This is a genomic window from Kitasatospora misakiensis, from assembly GCF_042656005.1.
In the GTDB taxonomy this organism is placed as follows: Bacteria; Actinomycetota; Actinomycetes; order Streptomycetales; family Streptomycetaceae; genus Kitasatospora; species Kitasatospora misakiensis.
The window spans coordinates 153,511-173,221 of record NZ_JBHSOF010000008.1 but is presented as its reverse complement, the minus strand read 5'-3'; the positions used below and the strand labels follow the sequence as shown (position 1 = coordinate 173,221).

At 73.3% G+C, this 19,711-nt stretch carries 18 protein-coding genes and 6 tRNA genes (1 of these 24 cut by a window edge); 14 read left to right on the top strand and 10 right to left on the bottom strand.

Annotation, left to right across the window (positions count from 1 at the left end; translation table 11 throughout):
- The 4 genes from ACFP3U_RS09715 to ACFP3U_RS09700 form a co-directional block, all read right to left on the bottom strand.
- Positions 1-55, bottom strand: a tRNA-Val gene (locus tag ACFP3U_RS09715) (it extends 117 nt beyond the left edge of the window).
- Positions 56-96: 41 nt separating this feature from the next.
- Positions 97-168: transfer RNA gene (locus tag ACFP3U_RS09710), tRNA-Val, on the bottom strand.
- A gap of 34 nt (positions 169-202) precedes the next feature.
- Positions 203-276 (bottom strand) — tRNA-Cys (locus tag ACFP3U_RS09705).
- Between the two features lie 40 nt (positions 277-316).
- Positions 317-389: transfer RNA gene (locus tag ACFP3U_RS09700), tRNA-Gly, on the bottom strand.
- A gap of 301 nt (positions 390-690) precedes the next feature.
- Here ACFP3U_RS09700 and ACFP3U_RS09695 point away from each other — a divergent pair.
- The 3 genes from ACFP3U_RS09695 (at position 691) to ACFP3U_RS09685 (ending at position 3,864) form a co-directional block, all read left to right on the top strand.
- The gene (locus ACFP3U_RS09695; protein WP_380224898.1) at positions 691-1,752 is read left to right on the top strand and encodes a chorismate-binding protein; all 1,062 of its coding nucleotides are present in this window, start codon (positions 691-693) and stop codon (positions 1,750-1,752) included.
- An 86-nt stretch (positions 1,753-1,838) separates the two neighbouring features.
- Positions 1,839-2,669, top strand: a complete 831-nt coding sequence (locus ACFP3U_RS09690; protein ID WP_380224897.1) for an aminotransferase class IV — start codon at positions 1,839-1,841, stop codon at positions 2,667-2,669.
- Positions 2,670-3,021: 352 nt separating this feature from the next.
- Positions 3,022-3,864 (top strand): GNAT family N-acetyltransferase, encoded by an 843-nt coding sequence (locus ACFP3U_RS09685; RefSeq protein WP_380224896.1) that lies wholly within the window; start codon positions 3,022-3,024, stop codon positions 3,862-3,864.
- A 30-nt stretch (positions 3,865-3,894) separates the two neighbouring features.
- Here the strand turns inward: ACFP3U_RS09685 and ACFP3U_RS09680 are convergent, their stop codons facing one another.
- Positions 3,895-4,395, bottom strand: a complete 501-nt coding sequence (locus tag ACFP3U_RS09680; protein WP_380224895.1) for a DsbA family protein — start codon at positions 4,393-4,395, stop codon at positions 3,895-3,897.
- 255 nt (positions 4,396-4,650) lie between these two features.
- Between ACFP3U_RS09680 and ACFP3U_RS09675 the strand changes: the two genes are divergently transcribed.
- Positions 4,651-5,181, top strand: a complete 531-nt coding sequence (locus ACFP3U_RS09675; RefSeq protein WP_380224894.1) for a hypothetical protein — start codon at positions 4,651-4,653, stop codon at positions 5,179-5,181.
- Positions 5,182-5,221: 40 nt separating this feature from the next.
- Here ACFP3U_RS09675 and ACFP3U_RS09670 read toward each other — a convergent pair whose 3' ends face one another.
- Positions 5,222-5,791, bottom strand: a complete 570-nt coding sequence (locus ACFP3U_RS09670) for a CGNR zinc finger domain-containing protein (RefSeq protein ID WP_380224893.1) — start codon at positions 5,789-5,791, stop codon at positions 5,222-5,224.
- A gap of 466 nt (positions 5,792-6,257) precedes the next feature.
- Entirely contained in the window at positions 6,258-6,671 is a 414-nt protein-coding gene (locus ACFP3U_RS09665; protein WP_030056266.1) for an SsgA family sporulation/cell division regulator, read from the bottom strand.
- Between the two features lie 194 nt (positions 6,672-6,865).
- Here ACFP3U_RS09665 and ACFP3U_RS09660 point away from each other — a divergent pair, with 194 nt between their 5' ends.
- The 3 genes from ACFP3U_RS09660 to ACFP3U_RS09650 all read left to right on the top strand — a co-directional run bounded on the left by ACFP3U_RS09660 (position 6,866) and on the right by ACFP3U_RS09650 (position 7,861).
- Positions 6,866-7,384, top strand: coding sequence for a TIGR02611 family protein (locus ACFP3U_RS09660; RefSeq protein WP_380224892.1), 519 nt, complete (start codon positions 6,866-6,868; stop codon positions 7,382-7,384).
- Between the two features lie 125 nt (positions 7,385-7,509).
- A tRNA-Val gene (locus ACFP3U_RS09655) sits at positions 7,510-7,581 on the top strand.
- 208 nt (positions 7,582-7,789) lie between these two features.
- Positions 7,790-7,861, top strand: a tRNA-Val gene (locus tag ACFP3U_RS09650).
- A gap of 86 nt (positions 7,862-7,947) precedes the next feature.
- Here the strand turns inward: ACFP3U_RS09650 and ACFP3U_RS09645 are convergent.
- On the bottom strand, positions 7,948-8,715 hold the full coding sequence (locus tag ACFP3U_RS09645) for an exonuclease domain-containing protein (RefSeq protein ID WP_380224891.1): 768 nt from the start codon (positions 8,713-8,715) through the stop codon (positions 7,948-7,950).
- A 152-nt stretch (positions 8,716-8,867) separates the two neighbouring features.
- On the opposite strand from ACFP3U_RS09645, the gene ACFP3U_RS09640 reads away from it, so the two are divergent.
- The 4 genes from ACFP3U_RS09640 to ACFP3U_RS09625 all read left to right on the top strand — a co-directional run bounded on the left by ACFP3U_RS09640 (position 8,868) and on the right by ACFP3U_RS09625 (position 13,351).
- Positions 8,868-9,422, top strand: a complete 555-nt coding sequence (locus tag ACFP3U_RS09640; protein WP_380224890.1) for a DUF4365 domain-containing protein — start codon at positions 8,868-8,870, stop codon at positions 9,420-9,422.
- A 34-nt stretch (positions 9,423-9,456) separates the two neighbouring features.
- Positions 9,457-10,632, top strand: coding sequence for a hypothetical protein (locus ACFP3U_RS09635; protein WP_380224888.1), 1,176 nt, complete (start codon positions 9,457-9,459; stop codon positions 10,630-10,632).
- A gap of 99 nt (positions 10,633-10,731) precedes the next feature.
- Positions 10,732-12,711 (top strand): threonine--tRNA ligase, encoded by a 1,980-nt coding sequence (gene thrS, locus ACFP3U_RS09630; RefSeq protein ID WP_380224887.1) that lies wholly within the window; start codon positions 10,732-10,734, stop codon positions 12,709-12,711.
- 82 nt (positions 12,712-12,793) lie between these two features.
- Positions 12,794-13,351, top strand: a complete 558-nt coding sequence (locus tag ACFP3U_RS09625) for an HIT family protein (protein ID WP_380224886.1) — start codon at positions 12,794-12,796, stop codon at positions 13,349-13,351.
- A gap of 101 nt (positions 13,352-13,452) precedes the next feature.
- Here ACFP3U_RS09625 and ACFP3U_RS09620 read toward each other — a convergent pair whose 3' ends face one another.
- Positions 13,453-15,096: a hypothetical protein gene (locus ACFP3U_RS09620; protein WP_380224885.1), complete on the bottom strand. Its 1,644-nt coding sequence runs from the start codon at positions 15,094-15,096 to the stop codon at positions 13,453-13,455.
- 186 nt (positions 15,097-15,282) lie between these two features.
- Between ACFP3U_RS09620 and ACFP3U_RS09615 the strand changes: the two genes are divergently transcribed.
- A complete protein-coding gene (locus ACFP3U_RS09615; RefSeq protein WP_380224884.1) occupies positions 15,283-15,708 on the top strand; it encodes a thiol-disulfide oxidoreductase DCC family protein in 426 nt (141 codons plus the stop codon).
- A 22-nt stretch (positions 15,709-15,730) separates the two neighbouring features.
- Here ACFP3U_RS09615 and ACFP3U_RS09610 read toward each other — a convergent pair whose 3' ends face one another.
- Complete coding sequence (locus ACFP3U_RS09610) at positions 15,731-17,785, bottom strand: elongation factor G-like protein EF-G2 (protein WP_380224883.1); 2,055 nt, start codon at positions 17,783-17,785, stop codon at positions 15,731-15,733.
- Positions 17,786-17,997: 212 nt separating this feature from the next.
- Between ACFP3U_RS09610 and pgsA the strand changes: the two genes are divergently transcribed.
- Together pgsA and ACFP3U_RS09600 are read left to right on the top strand one after the other, a co-directional pair.
- Entirely contained in the window at positions 17,998-18,645 is a 648-nt protein-coding gene (gene pgsA, locus ACFP3U_RS09605) for a phosphatidylinositol phosphate synthase (RefSeq protein ID WP_380224882.1), read from the top strand.
- A gap of 41 nt (positions 18,646-18,686) precedes the next feature.
- Positions 18,687-19,694: a phosphatidylinositol mannoside acyltransferase gene (locus tag ACFP3U_RS09600; protein ID WP_380224911.1), complete on the top strand. Its 1,008-nt coding sequence runs from the start codon at positions 18,687-18,689 to the stop codon at positions 19,692-19,694.
- Positions 19,695-19,711 lie beyond the last annotated feature (17 nt).

Here is a 19,711-nt window from a genome sequence, read left to right as displayed (position 1 = left end):
GAACCAGTGACCCCTACCGTGTCAAGGTAGTGCTCTCCCGCTGAGCTAATCGCGCCTGGTAAGGCGGTTCTGCAGCAGACCCCTGAGGGCCTGACGTGCGCGATACTGGGATTGAACCAGTGACCCCTACCGTGTCAAGGTAGTGCTCTCCCGCTGAGCTAATCGCGCGAGAAGGCCACCCGGTGGAACCGGGTGATCCTCTTGGAGGTGGAGACGGGATTTGAACCCGTGTACACGGCTTTGCAGGCCGTTGCCTCGCCTCTCGGCCACTCCACCAGGCAACACTAGAAGGACGATCTTACACTGTCCTTCACCGAGCGGACGACGAGATTCGAACTCGCGACCCTCACCTTGGCAAGGTGATGCTCTACCAACTGAGCCACGTCCGCCTGTCTCCTGGGGATCTTCACCGGTTTCCCGGCCGCGCTCCCTGGCGACGTGTTGAACTCTAGCGGATTCCCGGGCCAGCTAAAAATCCGTTCCCGCAGCGTGCCCGCCGCGTCGCCGCCCGGGGCTCCCCCGCCGCCCCGGGCCCGACCGGCCCGGACGGAGGTGCCGGGGGCGGCGGGACACCCTGAGTGACACCCGCAGGTCACCCCGCGTACGCCCGCGCGACGCCCGACTCTGCTTACTCCCCTCGACCTACACTTCAGGCACCGCAACCGCGCAAAGCCCCTGTGCAGGAGAACCGTGTCCGGCCACCCCGTCCCCCCGCAGCCCCTCGCCCGCTTCGGCGGCCGTCTCGCAACCGGACTGCGCGACATCACCTCGGACCCGGCCGCGCTGGACTCCACCGGCTGGTGGGCCGTCGTCCACGACTTCGAGGGCCGGCTCACCTGCGCCCGCTTCGACGACGTCCGCCCGGCCCCCGCCCCGCCCTCCGGCGCCGGCTGGCTCGGCCCGTCCGCCGGCGGCTGGCGCAGCTCGCTCGACCGCGCCGCCTACACCGCGGGCGTGCGCCGGATCCGCGAGCACATCGCGACCGGCGAGGTCTACCAGGCCAACCTCTGCCGGGTGCTCTCCGCGCCACTGCCCGACCCGGACCGCTCCGACATCGACGCGCTCACCGGCCTGCTCGCCCACGGCAACCCCGCCCCCCATGCCGGAACTATCCGGCTGCCCGGCCACGGGGTGGAGATCGCCACCGCCTCGCCCGAGCTCTACCTGCGCCGCGCCGGCCGCACCGTCTCCTCCGGCCCGATCAAGGGCACCGGCCGCACCGAGCACGACCTGCTCGACAAGGACCACGCCGAGAACGTGATGATCGTCGACCTGGTCCGCAACGACCTCGGCCGGGTCTGCGCCACCGGCACCGTCACCGTGCCCGACCTGTGCGCGGTCGAGAAGCACCCCGGCCTGGTCCACCTGGTCTCCACCGTCGAGGGCACCCTGCGGGAGGACGCCGGGTGGCCCGAACTGTTCACCGCCACCTTCCCGCCCGGCTCGGTCACCGGCGCCCCCAAGTCCAGCGCCCTGCGGATCATCGAGGCCCTGGAGACCGCCCCGCGCGGCCCCTACTGCGGCGCCGTCGGCTGGGTCGACGCCGACCGCGGCGAGGCCGAACTCGCCGTCGGCATCCGCACGTTCTGGATCGACCGGACCGACCCGGCGGCGCCCGAACTGCGCTTCGGCACCGGCGCCGGCATCACCTGGGACTCCGACCCCGACCGGGAATGGGCGGAAACCGAACTGAAGGCGGCCCGCCTGGTCGCGATAGCGTCGGGTGCCGGGCCCCACCCCGACACCGACTGAACCCGACTGAACCCGACACGGGCCCGACCCGGCGCCGCCACCGGACCGGGTCGGCCCGTGCCCGTCCCCGCGAGGAGCACCCCGCGATGCAGCACCCGACCACCAGCTGGGTCAACGGCACCCTCGTCGACTCCGCGGACCCGGCCCTGTCCGTCCTCGACCACGGACTCACCACCGGCGACGGCGTGTTCGAGACCCTCAAGGCCGTCGACGGCACGGCCTTCGCCCTCACCCGCCACCTCGACCGGCTCACCCGCTCCGCCCGCGGCCTCGGCCTGCCCGACCCCGACCACGACCGGGTCCGCGAGGCCTGCGCCGCCGTCCTCGCCGCCAACCCGATGCCGCTCGGCCGCCTGCGCGTCACCTACACCGGCGGCACCGCGCCGCTCGGCTCCGAGCGCGGCGACGAAGCCCCCACCCTGGTGGCCTCCCTCGGCACCGCCGCCCGCCGACCCGACACCACCGCCGTCGCCGTCGTCCCCTGGCGCCGCAACGAGCACAGCGCCGTCGCCGGCCTCAAGACCACCTCGTACGCCGAGAACGTCGTCGCCCTCGCCGCCGCCCACCGCGCCCGGGCCTCCGAGGCGCTCTTCGCCAACACCGCGGGCCGGCTCTGCGAGGGCACCGGCTCCAACGTCTTCGTCGTCCTCGGCGGCCGGCTGCTCACCCCGCCGCTCTCCTCCGGCTGCCTGGCCGGCATCACCCGGCAGCTCGTCGTCGACTGGTGCGGCGCCGAGGAGGCCGACCTGCCGCTCGACGCCCTCCGCGAGGCCGACGAGATCTTCCTGACCTCCACCCTGCGCGACGTCCAGGCCGTCACCCGGGTCGACGACCACGAGCTCGCCGGCCCCGGCCCGGTCACCCTCAAGGCCATGGCGACCTTCACCCAGCGCAGCGGCGACGACCTCGACCCCTAGGGCCCGTCTTCAGACCCCCGCCTGCGGGCTGACGCCGGGGCACGCACCTCGACGGCTTCTCGTCAGTCGCCGATGGCCCCCAGCCTCCGGCCGGGAGGTGCCCCCACCGCATGGACTCCCTCCTCGGCGCCGCCGATGCACGCTCCCTCCTTGCCCGCCCACGGGCAGGAGGGGCCCATCAACGCCGCCCCGCCCGCCCTCCGGGCGGACGACGGGGGTCTGAAGACGGGCCCTGGCCCCCAACGGAGCCGGCCCCGGGCCGGGCGCCCGAGCCCCCGTCGCGGGAATGCCCGGCGGGGGCTCCGGCGTCCCGACCGGTAGAAGACCCGGACGGCGGGGAAGGGACCTCGACATGACCATCACCCTGCGCCCCGAGAGCCCGGAGACCCCCACCGCCGCGGGCGGCCGCACCAGACGCTGGCAGATCTGCGTCAACGGCCGCCAAGTCGGCGGGCTGCGCACCACCGCCGTCCCGCGCGGCGACCAACTCTGGGGTGAGATAGCCGAGTTGGAGGTGCACAGCGGACGCGGCCGGGGGCGCGGGACGATCGGCGCGCTGGCCGCCGAGGAGGTGCTGCGCGGCTGGGGCTGCATCCGGGTCGACGCCGACATCCCGGAGACCGCGCGGGTCGCCCGCTCGCTCGCGGCGACCCTCGGCTACACCGAGCGGATGCGGAACATGATCAAGCGGCTCGACGGGCCGCCCGCGCTGCCGGGCGGCGTCGCCGCGCGCCCGATCGGCGCCGCCGAGTTCCCGGCCTGGCTGGCCGAGGCCAAGGCCGGCTACCTGCGTGACCTGCTGGCCTCCGGGCTCGGCGAGGAACAGGCCCGCGCCAAGGCCGAGGCCGACCATCTGACGCTGTTGCCGCAGGGCGCCGGCACCCCGGGCGTCGCGCTGCGCCGCCTCCTCGGGACGGGCGAGGAGCCGCTGGGCTCGCTCTGGCTGGCGCTGCGCCTGCGCGAGCTGTCCGACGGCGCCCCGCTCGGCTGGGTCATGGTGGTCGAGGTGGCCGACGCCCACCGGGGGCACGGTCACGGGCGGACGCTGATGCGGGTCGCCGAGCGCGAGTGCCTCGCCGCCGGCGTCCGCGACCTCGGGCTGAACGTCTTCAGCGGCAACGAGGTCGCGATCCGCCTGTACGAGTCGCTCGGCTACCGGGTCACCAACCGGGTCTACGGCAAGCCGCTCCTGTGAGCCGCTGAAAGCCGGTGAACCGGGCCCGGGTCAGGAGGCCCTGGCGGCCTCGACGGCGGCGACGATGCGGTCCAGCAGCCCGTCCTGGCTCTGCCCGCCGTCGAACCGCTGCCCGCCGATCACATAGGTCGGCGTGCCCTTGACGCCGATCGCCCGGCCCTCCGCCTGGTCGGCGTCCACGGTCAGCATGTGCCGGCCGTCCACCAGCGCGGTGTCCACCTCCTCGACGTCCACCCCGACCTCGCGGGCGACCTCCAGCAGCACCTCGGTGCCGCGCGCCTCCAGGTCCTCGACCCGGGCCAGCAGCGCCTCGACGAAGGGCCAGCCCAGGCCCTGGGAGAACGCCTCCTCGGCGGCCTCGGCGGCGGCGTAGGCGTGCTTGTGCTTCTCCAGCGGGAAGTGCCGCAGCTCGATCGACAGGGCGTCGCCGTAGCGGGCGCGCAGCGCGCGGACGTCGTCGAGAGCGGTGCGGCAGTCCGGGCACTGGAGCTCGCACCAGAACTCGAGACGGGGGAGGGAACCTTCGATCATGCCTTCAGTGTTTCATCTGTGGGCCGTGCGCCGTTCCGGCGGCCGGGCCCGGCCAGACCGGAGCGACGGGAGGTCCGCGGAAATGATCAGTCCGACGGGAGGGGCGACGGCGGCGGTGGCGGCCGCGACGAGCCCGACCGGCAGCATCCCGACCAATAACAGCCCGACGAGCACCGTCCTGATGAGCACCAGCCCGACGAGCACCGTCCCGGCCCGCCCAGCGAGGGCGGCGGCGCCGGGCGAGGGGAGGCGGCCGTGCTGACGGCGGCGGTCAGTATCGCGCTCAGCGCGGCGGGAGTGGCCGTGGCCGGCCTGCGGGCCTACCGCCGGCGCTTCCTCTCCGCGACCCGCTGGTTCGCCGTCGCGCTGCTGCCCGTCGGCCTCTACCTGACCGGCCTGTTCCCGGTGGCCCGGACCATCGGCGACGAGCTCGCCGACTGGGCGACCAAGCTCGTCCTCGATCCCCGGGTGTGGACCGGCATCGTGCTGCTGGCCGTCTCGGCCGGTCTGCTGGTCACCACCCGCTGGGTGGGCCGCCGCGGAGCGGTGACCGGCGGGAGCGGGGCCCGTCCGGCCGCCGGGCCCGCCCCGGCCCGTCCGGCCGTGGCTCCCGCCGCCGAACCGGCCCCGCAGCGCACCCGCGAGGCCGCGCAGGCCAAGCCGGCCGAGCAGGCCGCGGCGGGCAAGGCCGGGAAGGCAGGGAAGGGAGGCAAGGGAGGCAAGGGCGGCGACGGTCTCGACGAGTTCGCCGACATCGAGGAGATCCTGCGCCGGCGCGGCATCTGAGCGCCCCGCCCCGGCCCCCGTCCCCGGCGGCTCAGGCCGGTCAGGCCGGGGTCACCGCGTCCGCCGAGCGCTGGCGGGCCCGGTACGCGGCCACGTGCAGCCGGTTCCCGCAGGTCCGGCTGTCGCAGTAGCGGCGTGAACGGTTGCGCGAGAGGTCGACGAAGATCCGCGCGCAGTCCGGTGCCTCGCAGCGGCGCAGCCGCTCGCGCTCGCCCGCGGTGAGGATGAACGCCAGCGCCATGCCCAGTTCGGCGGCCAGGTGGTCGCCGAGGGCGGCGTGCGGCGCGAAGTAGTGGATGTGCCACCCGTGGTGGTCGTGGTTGGTCAGCCGGGGTGTCGTCCCGGCCGCCGCGACCAGGGCGTTCACCAGCTCGGCGGCCTCCTCGGTGGAATCGGTGCCGAAGACCTCGCGCAGCCGGGAGCGCAGTTCCTGCACCTGGCGCAGGTCGTCGTCGGTGAGCGAGTCGACCTCGCTGATCTCCTGCCGGACCACGAAGGCGTCGAGCGCGGCGGTGTCGGGCAGCAGCTCGGTGCCGCACACCTCGGGTGCGGTGTTGAGCAGCTCGACGAGGATGCTGAGGGCGCACTCGGTGTCATGGGTGATCAGCACCTGGAGGCTCCTCGTGCGGAGGCGTAGGGGGCCGTGGGCACCCCGCGACTACGGGTCATTCCCAGACCCTACCGGGGCGGCGAGGGGTCCGGTGGTGGCTTGCTTCGAAGATACGTACGGATTTCGTCAGTTCGTACGGAGCTTCCTCCAGGATGCCGTGCTCCGGTGCCGTCCGCCCGGGAAAGCGGTCGAGTCCGGCAAAGGTCGAGCCCGGCAAAGGTCGAGCCCGGTAAAAACGGTCGCGCCCGGCAGCGAGGCCGGCCACCCGTGGGATGGCCGGCTCCGATGCCGGGCGCGTGCGGTGCTGCGGGCCCACCCCGGTACGGGTGAACCGTTTCATCACCGGCCCCGAGACCGCGTCGTACGCGGCTGAGTCTGCTGCCGTGCCCCCGAGTAGGACGGCTGCGGTGACGGCAGGGGCTACGACCCCGCCGACAAGCGGGGCGTGACCGCCTCCCTGGCGGGGTCAGCTTTCGGCGAGGATGTGGGACAGCTCCCGGTCGAGGTCGAAGTGACGGTGTTCGGTGCCGGGGGGCACGGCGGCGTCCGTCCGCTTGAGGAACGACTCAAGCGCCCGGGCCGGGGCCTCCAGCAGGGCTTCTCCTTCCGGAGAGCTCAGGGCGATGCAGACCACCCCTTGCCCGTGGCTGCGCGACGGCCAGACCCGGACGTCGCCGGTACCGGTGGGTCGGTGCAGCCCCTCCGCAAGGAGATCTCGGGCGAACACCCACTCCACGGTCTCGTCGGCGCCGGTGTGGAACGTGGCGTGCACGGCATAGGGGTCGGCGGTGTCGTAGCGCAGGCCCGCGGGGACGGGCAGTGAGGACTCGCTGGACACGATGAGGCGCAGGTGCAGCTCGCAGCTGACCGTGGTGTTCATAAGCGCCATGGCCTTTCGCTCAGTGTGCGCTCGGGGAATCGCACGTCGGCGAACGGACCATCCCACCTCTACGACCGATGTAAACCCCTCTGTCCCGATTCGGGCGCGAGTCGTACCCCTTACGGCGCATTGCGGAATCGCCACAGACCGGCCGCCGGGCGATTACCTGGGCCCTTCTCGGTTAGTTTCCTGGCATGACTGTGCGAAGCGACAAGGCACGCGGTGACGCGGCCGGGAACACCGGAACGGAGGACGGGATCGTGCCGGACGACACGGGGGTGCCGACGGGGGCGGACGACGGGGGCGGGGAGCCCGGCGGGGAGGGGGCGGACGGCGGCAAGCCGCTCGGCTCGCGGGCCCCGCTCTTCATCCGCCGCTCCCGCCCGCTGCACCTGAGCTGGCAGGTGGCCGTCTTCCTGGTCGGCCTCGCGGTCGTGGTGCTCGGCGTGATCATGCTGCCGCTGCCCGGCCCCGGCTGGGTGGTCATCTTCCTCGGCATGGGCGTCTGGGCCACCGAGTTCGTCTGGGCCCAGCTGGCGCTGCGCTGGACCCGCCGCAAGGTGGCCGAGGCCGCCCAGAAGGCCCTGGACCCGAAGGTCCGGCGCCGCAACCTGACCCTCACCGCGATCGGCCTGGCGCTGATCGCGGCGCTCGGCGGCTGGTACCTGTGGAAGTACGGGCTGGTCATGCCCTGGAAGATCCACGAGGACTGAGCCGTCCGCCGGTCCTCCGGGCGGGGCCGTCCGGGTGACGGCGTCGCCGGGGGAGCGGGTGCGGTGCCGGGGGCGGAGCGGGTTCGGAGCACCCTCCGGGATGCGGTAATGTTTTCCCTGCACCCGGGCGATTAGCTCAGCGGGAGAGCACTTCGTTCACACCGAAGGGGTCACTGGTTCGATCCCAGTATCGCCCACCGGAATGCATTGTGATATGTGAGGCCCAGCCGATTATCGGCTGGGCCTCACATGTATTTCCGCAATCCGGTGAAACAGTGTCGGGGAATACGCTGAGGCTCAGTCACCTTCCGTGCGGAGCGCGAGTTCTGCGGATGCGTCGGGTGGCGCTCCCCGAACGAGTTGTACGACACCCCCCGAATGGTGCTACAGTTCTTCTCGTTGCCCGGGCGATTAGCTCAGCGGGAGAGCACTTCGTTCACACCGAAGGGGTCACTGGTTCGATCCCAGTATCGCCCACCGGACAGCACGCAGGCCCTGATCGGGATACCGGTCAGGGCCTGCGGCGTTCGTGGACGTCGAGGCCGCGTCGGACCCCGGACCGCCTACGCCGCCACCTCGCACTCGTGGTCCGGCGACAGCCGACGCCCGCAACCGCACCGGGCCGGCCGCATCGGCCAGGACAGGTCCACCCGCTCGTCCGCCCCCGACCGGTCGAACCAGGCCTGCAACCCCCGCGCCTGCGCCGCGTGCCAGACCGCCTGCCGCAGATGCAGCTCCGCCGCCGTCAGCCCGCCCAGCGCCCCCGGGTACCGGGCGCCGATCGTCCGCACCACCTCCAGGGCCGCCGTCGCGTCCGCCGCCGCGTCGTGCGCCCCGGTCAGCTCCACCCCGTAGTGCCCGCACAGGTCGGTCAGCGTCCGCCGGCCCCGGCGGTAGCGGTCCACGTGCTTGTCCAGCACCCGCGGGTCCAGCACCAGCAGCGCCGCCGGGCCGGTCACCTCGGCCAGCGACGTCCCCCGGTGCCGGCGCAGCTCGCGGTCCAGCAGCGTCAGGTCGTACGGCGCGTTCATCACCACCACCGGCCGCCCGGCCCGGGCCTGTTCGGCCAGCGCGGCGGCCACCTCGGCCACCACCGCCGGCGCCGGGCGTCCGAACGCCCGCACCCTCGCGTCGTCGATGCCGTGCACCGCGCGGGCGCCGTCGGGTATCGGCACGCCCGGGTCGGCGAGCCAGCTGGTCGCCATCGGGGCGGCGCCCGGGGCGGGTTGGACGACCAGGGCGGCCGAGACGATGCGATCGGTCTCGACGTCCACGCCGGTGGTCTCGGTGTCGAAGGAGGCGAGCGGGCCGGTGAACCAGTGCTGCTGCATGACTGCCCCTCGAAAACAGCGCGTTCCCGACCGGGTGATACCCGCCCCTGACGCCCCCTCAACCGTTTGGCGCGACACCGGCCGGGCACCCTGCCCACGGGTGCCGTGTTCGAGTCCGGACCGGCCCGGGGGACGGGGGAGGACGGACGGTCATGGCGCTGACGCAGCCGCAGCCCGAGGGGGCGGCGGCCGTCCTGCGGGGCGATCTGGCGGTGACGGCCTGCATGGAGACGCTCCAGGTCGGCTATCTGCACGCGGTCGCCGCCGCGGCCGGCTGCTCGCTCTCCCAGCCGTTCCCCGACAACGGCATCGACTGGCACGTCAGCCACGGCTCGCGCAGCCACGAGGTCGACGACGAGGTCACCGTCAAGATCCAGCTGAAGGCCACCCAGCAGATCGCGCCCGATCCGCGCGGCGTGTTCTTCTCCTTCACCCTGGACAACGACCACCTGCGCAAGCTCGCCCGCCCCCGGGTCGCCGTGCCCCGGATCCTGGTCGTGATGCTGCTGCCCCGCCGGGTCGACCGCTGGCTCGCCGCCCGGCCCGACGCCCTGGAACTGCGGCACTGCTGCTACTGGGTCAACCTGGCCGGCCACCCCGTCACCGGGCAGCGCCGGACCAACGTCCGTGTCCCCACCGCGAAGGTCTTCGACGACCGCGCCCTGTGCGACATCATGGCCCGGGTCGGCGCGGGCGGCAGCCCGTGACGGCCCGGCCCCCGGCCGGGAGGAGCCCCGCCCCATGACACTGCCCCACCGGCCGCCGCCGGTCCCCGCGCTCAGCGGACCGCTGCCCGACCCGGCCGCCGTCGACCCGGCGGTGCTCGCCACCCTGCTCGCCCGGCACGGCTGGGTCCGGCGCGGCGGACCCTCCGCCCGCTACGGGCGCTGGACGCCCCCCGAGGGCACCGACCCGGGCGTCAGCCTGCTCGTCCCGGCCGGCGACGGCTTCGACGACGCGGTCGACCTGCTCACCGACGCCGTCACCGCGCTCTCCCGCTCCGCCAGCCCGTCCGCCCGCGCCATCCTGCTCGCCCTCGCCGTCCCCGGCGACGAGCTCCAGTGGCGCCGCGACCCGGCCGGACCGCCCGGGGCCGCCGCCTCCGGCGCCACGCCCTGGGAGGACGCCGAACGGCTCCGGCTCGCCGCCCGTGCCATGCTCGCCGCCGGCGCCAAGGCCGGCCGCACCCGGGCCGCCTACTTCGGCGCCCGCCTGGACGCCTGGGCCGGCGACTTCCTCGACCGCGTCCTGGTCGTCGCCGACGGCCCCGGCCTCACCGCGTACAGCCCCGCCCCCGAGGGCCGGGCGGCGATCACCACCCTGGTCCGCGCCCTGGAGGCGCTGCGCGACGCCGTCGACTACCGCCGGGTGAGCGGCGGCGCCGAGGCCTTCGAGAACGCCGTCCTGTCCGGCGTCAGCCGCGAGCTGGTCGACGCCGTCCGGGAGCTCGTGCGCGGCGCCACCGCCGGCCGGTTCGCCGTCGCCTGGTCGGCCGCCGCCGGCACCCCGGGCGGCTTCGGCGACCGCCGGATCGCGGTCGAGTTCTCGCCCGGCGACCTGCCCGCCCTCGCCGAGGCCGCCGAGCTGCTCGAACGCCTCGAACCCGCCGTCGCCGTCACCGTCGTCGGCCTCGTCGTCCGCCTCAAGCGCGCCGACCTTGCCGGGCCCGGCAGCGTGCGCCTGCGGGTGCTCGGCGGCGCCGAGGTCGACGAGGTCAGGGTCCGACTGCCCGACGCCGCCTACCGGCTGGCCGCCGAGGCCCACCTGGCCGGCAGCCCCGTGCGGGTCAGCGGTCGGCTGGAACGGCGCGGCGGCTTCCGCAGGCTCACCCGGCCCACCGGTCTGGAGCCCTGCGGACTGGAGGACGCCGAGCGGGAGCGGCTGCTGAAGTCGCTGGGGGAGGGGCGGGAGGCGTAGTCGGGGTACGGAGGTGACGGTGGGGCCACCGGTCTCGGTACCATCGTCAGGCGCAGCGCAGTGCTGCGTCCTCTGAATCCAGCACGTCAGGAGAGACCGGTGACGGACGTCCGGGTAATCATCAACCGCGAACCCGATCGGGAAGAGCGCGTGGTGACCACGGGCACTACGGCCGCCGAGCTCTTCGCCGACGACCGCTCGATCATCGCCGCCCGGGTCGGCGGTCAGCTCAAGGACCTCGCCCACGTCGTCCAGGACGGCGAGGAGGTCGAGGCGGTCGCGATCGGCAGCCCCGACGGTCTGGACATCCTGCGCCACTCCACCGCGCACGTCATGGCCCAGGCCGTGCAGCAGCTCTTCCCGGAGGCCAAGCTCGGCATCGGCCCGCCGGTCAAGGACGGCTTCTACTACGACTTCGACGTCGAGAAGCCGTTCCACCCCGATGACCTCAAGGCCATCGAGAAGAAGATGCAGGAGATCATCAAGCGGGGGCAGAAGTTCTCCCGCCGGGTGGTCACCGACGAGGCCGCCCGCGAGGAGCTCGCCGGCGAGCCGTACAAGCTGGAGCTGATCGGCCTCAAGGGCTCCGCCGCCACCGCCGGCGAGGGCGCCGACGTCGAGGTGGGCGCCGGCGAGCTCACCATCTACGACAACCTGGACCCGAAGTCCGGCGAGCTGTGCTGGGGCGACCTCTGCCGCGGCCCGCACCTGCCGAGCACCCGGATGATCCCGGCGTTCAAGATCATGCGCTCGGCCGCCGCCTACTGGCGCGGCAGCGAGCGCAACCCGATGCTCCAGCGCCTCTACGGCACCGCGTGGCCGAGCAAGGACGAGCTCAAGGCGCACCTGGAGTTCCTGGAGGAGGCCGCCAAGCGCGACCACCGCAAGCTCGGCAACGAGCTCGACCTCTTCTCCATCCCCGAGGAGATCGGCTCCGGCCTCGCCGTCTTCCACCCCCGGGGCGGCATCATCCGCCGCGCCATGGAGGACTACTCGCGCCGCCGGCACGAGGAGGAGGGCTACGAGTTCGTCTACACCCCGCACGCCACCAAGGGGAAGCTCTTCGAGAAGAGCGGCCACCTGGACTGGTACGCGGACGGTATGTACCCGCCCATGCAGCTCGACGAGGGCGTGGACTACTACCTCAAGCCGATGAACTGCCCGATGCACAACCTGATCTTCGACGCGCGCGGCCGCTCGTACCGTGAACTGCCGCTGCGTCTGTTCGAGTTCGGCACGGTGTACCGGTACGAGAAGTCCGGTGTGGTGCACGGTCTGACCCGCGCCCGCGGCTTCACCCAGGACGACGCGCACATCTACTGCACCCGCGAGCAGATGGCGGACGAGCTCGACTCGACCCTCACCTTCGTGCTCAACCTGCTGCGCGACTACGGCCTGACCGACTTCTTCCTGGAGCTGTCCACCAAGGACCCGGAGAAGTTCGTCGGTGACGACGAGACGTGGGAGGAGGCCACCGCCGTCCTCGCCGCCGTGGCCGAGAAGCAGGGCCTGCCGCTGGTCCCGGACCCGGGCGGCGCGGCCTTCTACGGCCCGAAGATCTCGGTGCAGGCGCGGGACGCCATCGGCCGCACCTGGCAGATGTCGACCATCCAGCTGGACTTCAACCTGCCGGTCCGTTTCGACCTGGAGTACACGGCGGCGGACGGCTCGCGCCAGCGGCCGGTCATGATCCACCGTGCGCTGTTCGGCTCGATCGAGCGGTTCTTCGCGGTGCTGCTGGAGCACTACGCCGGCGCCATGCCGCCGTGGCTGGCCCCGGTCACCGTGACCGGCATCCCGATCACCGACGAGCACGTGCCGTACCTGCTGGAGGTCGCGGCCGAGCTGAAGAAGCGCGGGATCCGGGTCGAGGTGGACACCTCGGACGACCGGATGCAGAAGAAGATCCGCAACGCGCAGCGCAGCAAGGTGCCGTTCATGCTGATCGCGGGCAACGACGACGTCGAGGCGGGCGCGGTCTCCTTCCGCTACCGCAACGGCGAGCAGAAGAACGGTGTCCCGCTGGCCGCCGCGGTCGCCGAGATCGTGGACGCGGTGGAGCGCCGGATCCAGGTCTGACGCCGTCGCCGGTGCGCGGTTCGCGGGGTGGGCTCCTTCGGGAGTCCGCCCCGCGCGGCTTTGCATCCACGGTCGGGCGAATATGCTGATCAGCATGACGACTGAGCCGGAACTGCAGCGGGGCGTCGGGGAGCCGGACGGCTTCCGCCGCCTGTGGACCCCCCATCGGATGGCCTACATCCAGGGCGAGAACAAGCCCACCGGCCCGGCTCCCGACGACTGTCCGTTCTGCTCGATCCCGTCGCTGAGCGACGAGGACGGGCTGGTCGTCGCGCGCGGGAGCGCCGTGTACGCGGTGCTCAACCTGTACCCGTACAACGGCGGCCACCTCATGGTGGTCCCGTACCGGCACGCGGCGGACTACACCGAGCTGGACGAGGCGGAGACGGCCGAGCTGGCGGTGTTCACCAAGAAGGCGATGACGGCGCTGCGCGCGGCCTCGGGTGCGCACGGCTTCAACATCGGCATGAACCAGGGGACGGCGGCCGGGGCCGGTATCGCGGCGCACCTGCACCAGCACGTGGTGCCGCGCTGGGGCGGGGACACCAACTTCATGCCGGTGGTCGGCCACACCAAGGTGCTGCCGCAGTTGCTGGCGGACACCCGGAAGATGCTGTCCGAGGCCTGGCCGGCGGGCTGACCGGGTGGGCTGACCGGAAGGACGCCGAAGGGCCCCCGTCGACGCGAGTCGGCGGGGGCCCTTCCGTCTGTCGCGGGCCGGTCGGGCGCGGTCAGGCACGGTCAGGCGTCGTACTGGTCGACCTTGAACGGCCGGCTGCCCTGGGCCTCGGCCTTGAGGCCGGCGGCGCGGCCCTTGAAGGCGCGCTCGGTGTCGAGGTCGTGCTCGGCGAGGAACTCCATCGTCGCGGTGTGGACGGCGCCGATCACCGGGTGCGAGACGTTGAGCGCGTTGTCGGCCATGCTGCGGGTGCCCCAGGGCGGGCCGGCCCAGATGTGCCGGAGGCCGAAGGGCTCGGGCAGGCCGAGGCCGCCGCCGAGCCAGGAGAGCAGGCCGGGCATCCGGTAGAAGGGGGCGCGGACGGCCTGCCGGACGACCTCGTCGTTGTCGATCAGCGGGAGCTTGACCGTGCGCTCCTCCCAGAACCGCACGGTCTTGGCGACCGACTTCTCCTTGTCCTTGGGCTTGTCGAAGAAGTAGCCGTTGATCGGGCCGAGGGCGTAGCCGGCGACGGTGATGTTGAGGGTGTTGGCGAGCAGTATCACGGTGACGGTGAAGGTCAGCACGAGCTTGCCGTCGTGGGTGATGAACTGGGTGGCGAGGTAGTGCCGGGGGCCGCCGGTGAAGGTCTGCTTGTCGGCGATGGCCTGGACGGCGAAGTCGCGCATGTGGTCGCCGTCCATGTCGGCGCTGCCGGGGCGGCTGATCTCGTCGGCGCTCTCGCCGACCTCGAAGACCACCCACTGCTTGACCCGGACGTCGGGGATGCCGCTGGCGGCGACCTCGCTGATGCCGAGGGCCTTGAGGTGGCCGGAGATCTTGCGGACGAGGTCCCAGGGGTGGAACTGGCGGAAGTCGATCTGGCCCTCGGCGGGGCGCAGGGTGTCGATGAGCTTCCACTCGCCCCAGCGGCGGCCGGCGCCGAGGATGCCCTTGGGGCCGGCGTAGTGCTGGACGTTGGTCTCCTGCTCGGATTCCAGTCGGCCGAGTTTGGCCCGCAGGTCGGCGGCCTTCTTGTCGAGGTCGTCGCGGGGGACGGCCATCGGGACGGTCGCGGCGACGGCGTTGCCCTCGACGAGTTGCAGCCAGCGGGCGCGCAGGTCGACGGCGGTGCGGACGACGATGCGCTTCGCGAGGTACCAGCCGATGACCGGGGCGAGCATGACGACCCGCAGGTAGAGGCCGAGGATGCCGCCGGCCGGGGGCTTGATCGCGAGCAGGACGGCGAGGGCGGCGGCGAGGGCGAGGACGACGGCCCCGTACGCGCCGGCGTTCTTGGGGTTGTCGCGCTTGAGCCAGGCGCGGAGCTGGAAGGCGCCGAGCCAGATCAGGGTGCCGGGCAGGCAGAGCAGGCCGGTGACGACGGAGATGGTGGACAGCTGCCGGTCGCGGCCCTTGCGGACCTCCTCGGCGGCGAGGCAGTGCTCGACGACCTGGCGGGTGTCGACGCCGAAGGAGGGCACCAGGGGCTTGCGGTCGCCGCCGAGCGCGCGGGAGATGAGCGCCTTGCTGAAGGCCTCGCCGAAGTTGGGGGCGAAGAGGGCGAAGCGGCCCTTCTTCGCGGTGGCTCCGTCGAGCTTGCCGGCGTCCTCGGTGAGTTTGCCGTCCCGGTACGCGGCCGAGGAGAGCGCCTGGGTGCCGGCGGTCTGCGGGCCGGCGTCGGTCCGGGGTATCTGCGCACCCGGGGTCATGTCGAGTGTGGTCACGGTGGCGTCCCCTCCTCCCCTTGTCCTGCGGCAGGGTACCGCGCCGGGGTACCGGTGCGGGCATGATCGTCTGAAGTGCCGTCACGAACGGGCCACGCCGGGCCCGTGGGGCATGATGCCCACGTTTCGGCTGTTCGACGCGCCCCGGGGGCCGCCGGCCGGGCCGGATGGGGCACGATGGGCGGCATGGAGAGCGATGCGCTGACGGATCCGGTTCTGGTCTTCGACGGGGACTGCGCGTTCTGTACGACGTGCGCGACCTGGGCGGAGCGCTATCTGCGGCAGACGCTGGCCTCGGGCGGCTGGGAGGCGGTGCCGTTCCAGTTCGCGGACCTGGCGGGGCTGGACGCCGTCGCCGGGGGGCGCGGGGAGGTGTCCTGGGAGCGCGCGGAGCGCGAAGTGCTGTGGGTGACACCGGCGGGCCGGGTGTACGGCGGGGCGCAGGCGGTGGCCCGGCTGTTGATGCGGTCGGGCGGCGCGTGGGCGTACCTGGGCGGGGTGCTGGCGCTGGCGCCGGTGCGGCCGGTGGCGGCGTTGGCCTACCGGTGGGTGGCGCGGAACCGGCACCGGATGCCGGGCGGGACGCCGGCCTGCGCGCTGCCGCGGCGCTGACGGCCCGCGCGCCGAAAAGGCCCTAGTCCTGGTCGGCGTACCGGGCGGCGACTGCGGCGGGCATCGGTTCGTGGCGCAGGTGGGCGCGGCTGAACTCGGCGGTGCCGTGGGTGAGCGAGCGCAGGTCGACGGGGTAGCGGGCGAGTTCGAGTTCGGGGACCTCGGCGCGCAGCAGGGTGAGGCCGGTGCCGGCGGTCTCGGTGCCGAGGACGCGGCCGCGGCGGGCGGAGAGGTCGCCGAGGACGGCGCCGAGGTAGTCGTCGGGGAGCAGGACGCTGACGGCGGCGACGGGTTCGAGCAGCCGGATGACGGCGTGTCCGGCGGCGTCGCGCAGGGCGAGGGCGGCGGCGTTCTGGAAGGCGGAGTCGGAGGAGTCGACGGAGTGCGCCTTGCCGTCGGTGAGGGTGACCCGGATGTCGACGAGCGGGTGGCCGGTGGCGACGCCCTTGGCGAGTTGGGCGCGGACGCCCTTCTCGACGGAGGGGATGAAGTGCTTGGGGACGGCGCCGCCGACGACGTGCTCCTGGAACTCGAAGCCGGAGCCGGCGGGGAGGGGTTCGACCTCCAACTCGCAGATGGCGTACTGGCCGTGGCCGCCGGACTGCTTGACGAGGCGTCCGTGGCCGGCGGCGGCGGTGCCGAAGGTCTCGCGCAGGGCGACCTTGTGCGGCACGGTGTCGACGTGGACGCCGTGCCGGTTGCGGAGCCGGTCGAGGACGGCGTCGGCGTGGGCCTCGCCGGTGCACCAGAGGACGAGCTGGTGGGTGTCGGCGTTCTGTTCGAGGCGCAGGGCCGGGTCCTCGGCGGCGAGCCGGGCGAGGGCCTGGGAGAGCTTGTCGTCGTCGGCCTTGCTGTGGGCCTCGACGGCGATCGGCAGGAGGGGGTCGGGGAGGGTCCAGGTGTCGAGTTCGACGGTGTGGCCGGGTTCCTGGACGGTGTCGCCGGCGCGGGCGGTGGTGAGTTTGGCGGCGCAGACGAGATCGCCGGCGACGGCGTGCGGGACGGGGCGCTGGAGTTTGCCGAAGGGGCTGGTGAGGGCGGTGACGCGTTCCTCGGCGTCCTGGTCGGCGGGGTGCTCGGGGCCGGTGAGGCGGATGCGGGTGTCGGGGCGCAGGGTGCCGGCGTAGACGCGCAGCAGGCTGACCCGGCCGACGTAGGCGTCGCCGGTGACGCGGACGACCTGGGCGGCGAGGGGGGCGTCGGGGTCGCAGACGGGGGCGGGGCGGGTGCGTTCGGTGGGGTCGGGGAAGGCCGTGGTGATGAGGTCGAGGAGTTCGGTGGCGCCGAGGCCGTGCTCGCTGGTGGGGACGGCGGGGTGGAGGGTGCAGGCGAGGACTTCGCGGCGCATGCCGGCTTCGAGGGAGTCGGTGTCGGGGGCCTCGCCGGCCAGGTACTGCTCCATGAGGCTGTCGTCCTGGCCGGAGATGGCTTCGACGAGGCTCTCGCGGGCGGGCCCGGTGTCGGGGAGGGGCTCGGCCCGGCCGTAGGTGTGGCCGGTGAGGAGGTCGACGCTGCCGTCGGGGTGCCCGTCGTGGTGGACGGGGAGGAAGAGCGGCCGGAGGGTGTCGGGGCCCAGGTCGAAGGCGTCGTGGCAGGCGGTGAGGATGTCGTCGAGGCTGCCGCGGGCGATGTCGAGCTTGGCGACGGCGATGGCGCGCGGGATGTTCTCGGCGGCGCACTCGCGCCACAGGGCCCGGGTGGGGGCGGTGACGGGGTCGGTGGCGGAGACCACGAAGACGGCGGCGTCGGCGGCGTGCAGGGCGGCGCGCAGGTCGGCGGCGAAGTCGGGGTGGCCGGGCGGGTCGATCAGGTTGATCTTGACGCCGTGCCATTCGAGGGGGAGCACGGACAGCTGGACGGAGCGCTGCTGCTGGTGCTCGACGGCCTCGTGGTCGGAGACGGTGGTGCCGTCGGCGACCTTGCCGGGGCGGCCGACGGCGCCGGCGGCGAAGGCGAGGGACTCGGCGAGGGTGGTCTTCCCCACGCCGGCGCAGCCGATCAGGACGACGTTGCGCAGGTCGTGCGGTCCGGCGACGGCGGGGGCCTGGCCGGCCCGTGCGGTGCTGCGGTCGGGCATCGGGGTCTCCTCCCGTGGCGCCGAGGCTGTCGGTAAGAGTCTAGGTGCGGGGGATCGAGGGGGCGCGCGAGCCACGGCCGGGTGGTGCGTGGGCGAGGAGTGTCGGCGGGCGTGGCTACCATGGGTGCGCCGGATCGGCTGATCCGTCCGGTGGTCTGCCGCGCTCCGCGCCGCAGGCGGGTACCAGGGAGATCGGAGCGGTCAGGAAGGCCATGCTCAACAAATACGCGCGTGCCTTCTTCACACGTGTCCTGACCCCGTTCGCCGCGTTCCTGATCCGGCTGGGTGTGAGCCCGGACACCGTGACGCTGGTCGGCACGGCCGGTTCGGTGACGGGCGCACTGGTGTTCTTCCCGCGCGGGGAGTTCTTCTGGGGCACCATCACGATCACGCTGTTCATCTTCTCGGACCTGGTGGACGGGAACATGGCGCGGCAGCTGGGGCGGTCCAGCAGGTGGGGCGCGTTCCTGGACTCGACGCTGGACCGGGTCGCGGACGCGGCGATCTTCGGCGGCATGGCGATGTGGTACGCGGGCAAGGGTGACAACGACCTGCTGTGCGCCGTGGCGGTGTTCTGCCTGGCGAGCGGCCTGGTGGTGTCGTACACCAAGGCGCGGGCCGAGAGCCAGGGGCTGCCGTGCGACGTGTCGGGGCTGGTGGAGCGGGCCGAGCGGCTGGTGATCAGCCTGGTGGCGGCCGGTGTGGCGGGTCTGGCCACGTTCGGCGTGCCGTACGTGGAGTGGCTGCTGCCGGTGGCGCTGTGGCTGGTGGCGGTCGGAAGTCTGGTGACGGTGGTCCAGCGGATGGTGACCGTGCGCCGTGAGGCGTTCGAGGCGGACCGCGTGGCGGCCGGGAGCTGAAGGGGGCGGTTCCGCAGGTGAAGGACCGACTGGTGGATCGGCTGGTGGACCGGCTGGTGTATTCGGCGTACGCGGCGGGCTGGGCGGTGCTCAAGCACCTGCCCGAGTCCGCGGCGCGGGCGCTGTTCGACCGGCTGGCGGACTCGGCGTGGCGGCGGCGCGGCAAGCGGGTGCTGCAACTGGAGGCGAATCTGCTGCGGGTGTGCCCGGAGGCGGACGAGGCCCGGCTGCGGGAGCTGTCGCGGGCCGGCATGCGCTCGTACATGCGGTACTGGCAGGAGTCGTTCCGGCTGCCGGTGTGGGGTCGCGAGCGGGTGCTGCGGGACGTCCGGGTGGACGGCTTCGAGCAGCTGAAGGAGGCGCTGGACTCCGGTCGGGGCGCGGTGATAGCGCTGCCGCACATGGGCAACTGGGACCTCGCGGGGGCCTGGGTGGCCTCCCTGGGATACCCGTTCACGACGGTGGCGGAGCGGTTGGAGCCGGAGCGGCTGTTCGACCGGTTCGTGGCGTTCCGCGAGGGCCTGGGCATGGAGGTGCTGGCGCTGACCGGCGGCTCGGTGAACGTGGTGGGCACGCTGGCGCGGCGGCTGCGGGCGGGGAAGCTGGTCTGCCTGGTGGGGGACCGGGACCTCTCGGAGGCGGGCATCGGGGTGACGTTCTTCGGTGAGGCGACGCGGATGCCGGCCGGTCCGGCGGCGCTCTGCCAGCGGACCGGGGCGGCGCTGATGCCGGTGTCCCTCTGGTACGAGGGCCGGGTGCTGCGGGGCCGGATCCATCCTGAGGTGCCGGTGCCGGCGGAGGGCGACCGGGCGGAGAAGACCAGGGCGATGACGCAGGCGATGGCCTCGGTCTGGGAGGAGGCGATCCGGGAGCACCCGGAGGACTGGCACATGCTGCAGCGGTTCTGGCTTTCCGACCTTCCGGTCCGTGAGACGGTGGAGGCGGGGCGGGCCAAGTCCGGGAGCGCCGCCGGGCCGGTCGCGGGGGAGGCCGCCGCCCGGTCGGCGGAGGTGGCCGGCGAGCCGGCGGCCGAGGCCTCGGGGGCCTGAGCCCGGTCCGGCCCGTA

Excerpts from the sequence above, each read along its gene's own strand:
- ACFP3U_RS09615 (WP_380224884.1), top strand. The coding sequence starts at position 15,283 with ATGGAGAGCGATGCGCTGACGGATCCGGTTCTGGTCTTCGACGGGGAC.
- ACFP3U_RS09690 (WP_380224897.1), top strand. The coding sequence starts at position 1,839 with ATGCAGCACCCGACCACCAGCTGGGTCAACGGCACCCTCGTCGACTCC.
- ACFP3U_RS09665 (WP_030056266.1), bottom strand. The coding sequence starts at position 6,671 with ATGAACACCACGGTCAGCTGCGAGCTGCACCTGCGCCTCATCGTGTCC.
- ACFP3U_RS09660 (WP_380224892.1), top strand. The coding sequence starts at position 6,866 with ATGACTGTGCGAAGCGACAAGGCACGCGGTGACGCGGCCGGGAACACC.
- ACFP3U_RS09640 (WP_380224890.1), top strand. The coding sequence starts at position 8,868 with ATGGCGCTGACGCAGCCGCAGCCCGAGGGGGCGGCGGCCGTCCTGCGG.
- ACFP3U_RS09680 (WP_380224895.1), bottom strand. The coding sequence starts at position 4,395 with ATGATCGAAGGTTCCCTCCCCCGTCTCGAGTTCTGGTGCGAGCTCCAG.
- ACFP3U_RS09685 (WP_380224896.1), top strand. The coding sequence starts at position 3,022 with ATGACCATCACCCTGCGCCCCGAGAGCCCGGAGACCCCCACCGCCGCG.
- ACFP3U_RS09610 (WP_380224883.1), bottom strand. The coding sequence starts at position 17,785 with ATGCCCGACCGCAGCACCGCACGGGCCGGCCAGGCCCCCGCCGTCGCC.
- ACFP3U_RS09625 (WP_380224886.1), top strand. The coding sequence starts at position 12,794 with ATGCTGATCAGCATGACGACTGAGCCGGAACTGCAGCGGGGCGTCGGG.
- ACFP3U_RS09635 (WP_380224888.1), top strand. The coding sequence starts at position 9,457 with ATGACACTGCCCCACCGGCCGCCGCCGGTCCCCGCGCTCAGCGGACCG.
- pgsA (WP_380224882.1), top strand. The coding sequence starts at position 17,998 with ATGCTCAACAAATACGCGCGTGCCTTCTTCACACGTGTCCTGACCCCG.
- ACFP3U_RS09645 (WP_380224891.1), bottom strand. The coding sequence starts at position 8,715 with ATGCAGCAGCACTGGTTCACCGGCCCGCTCGCCTCCTTCGACACCGAG.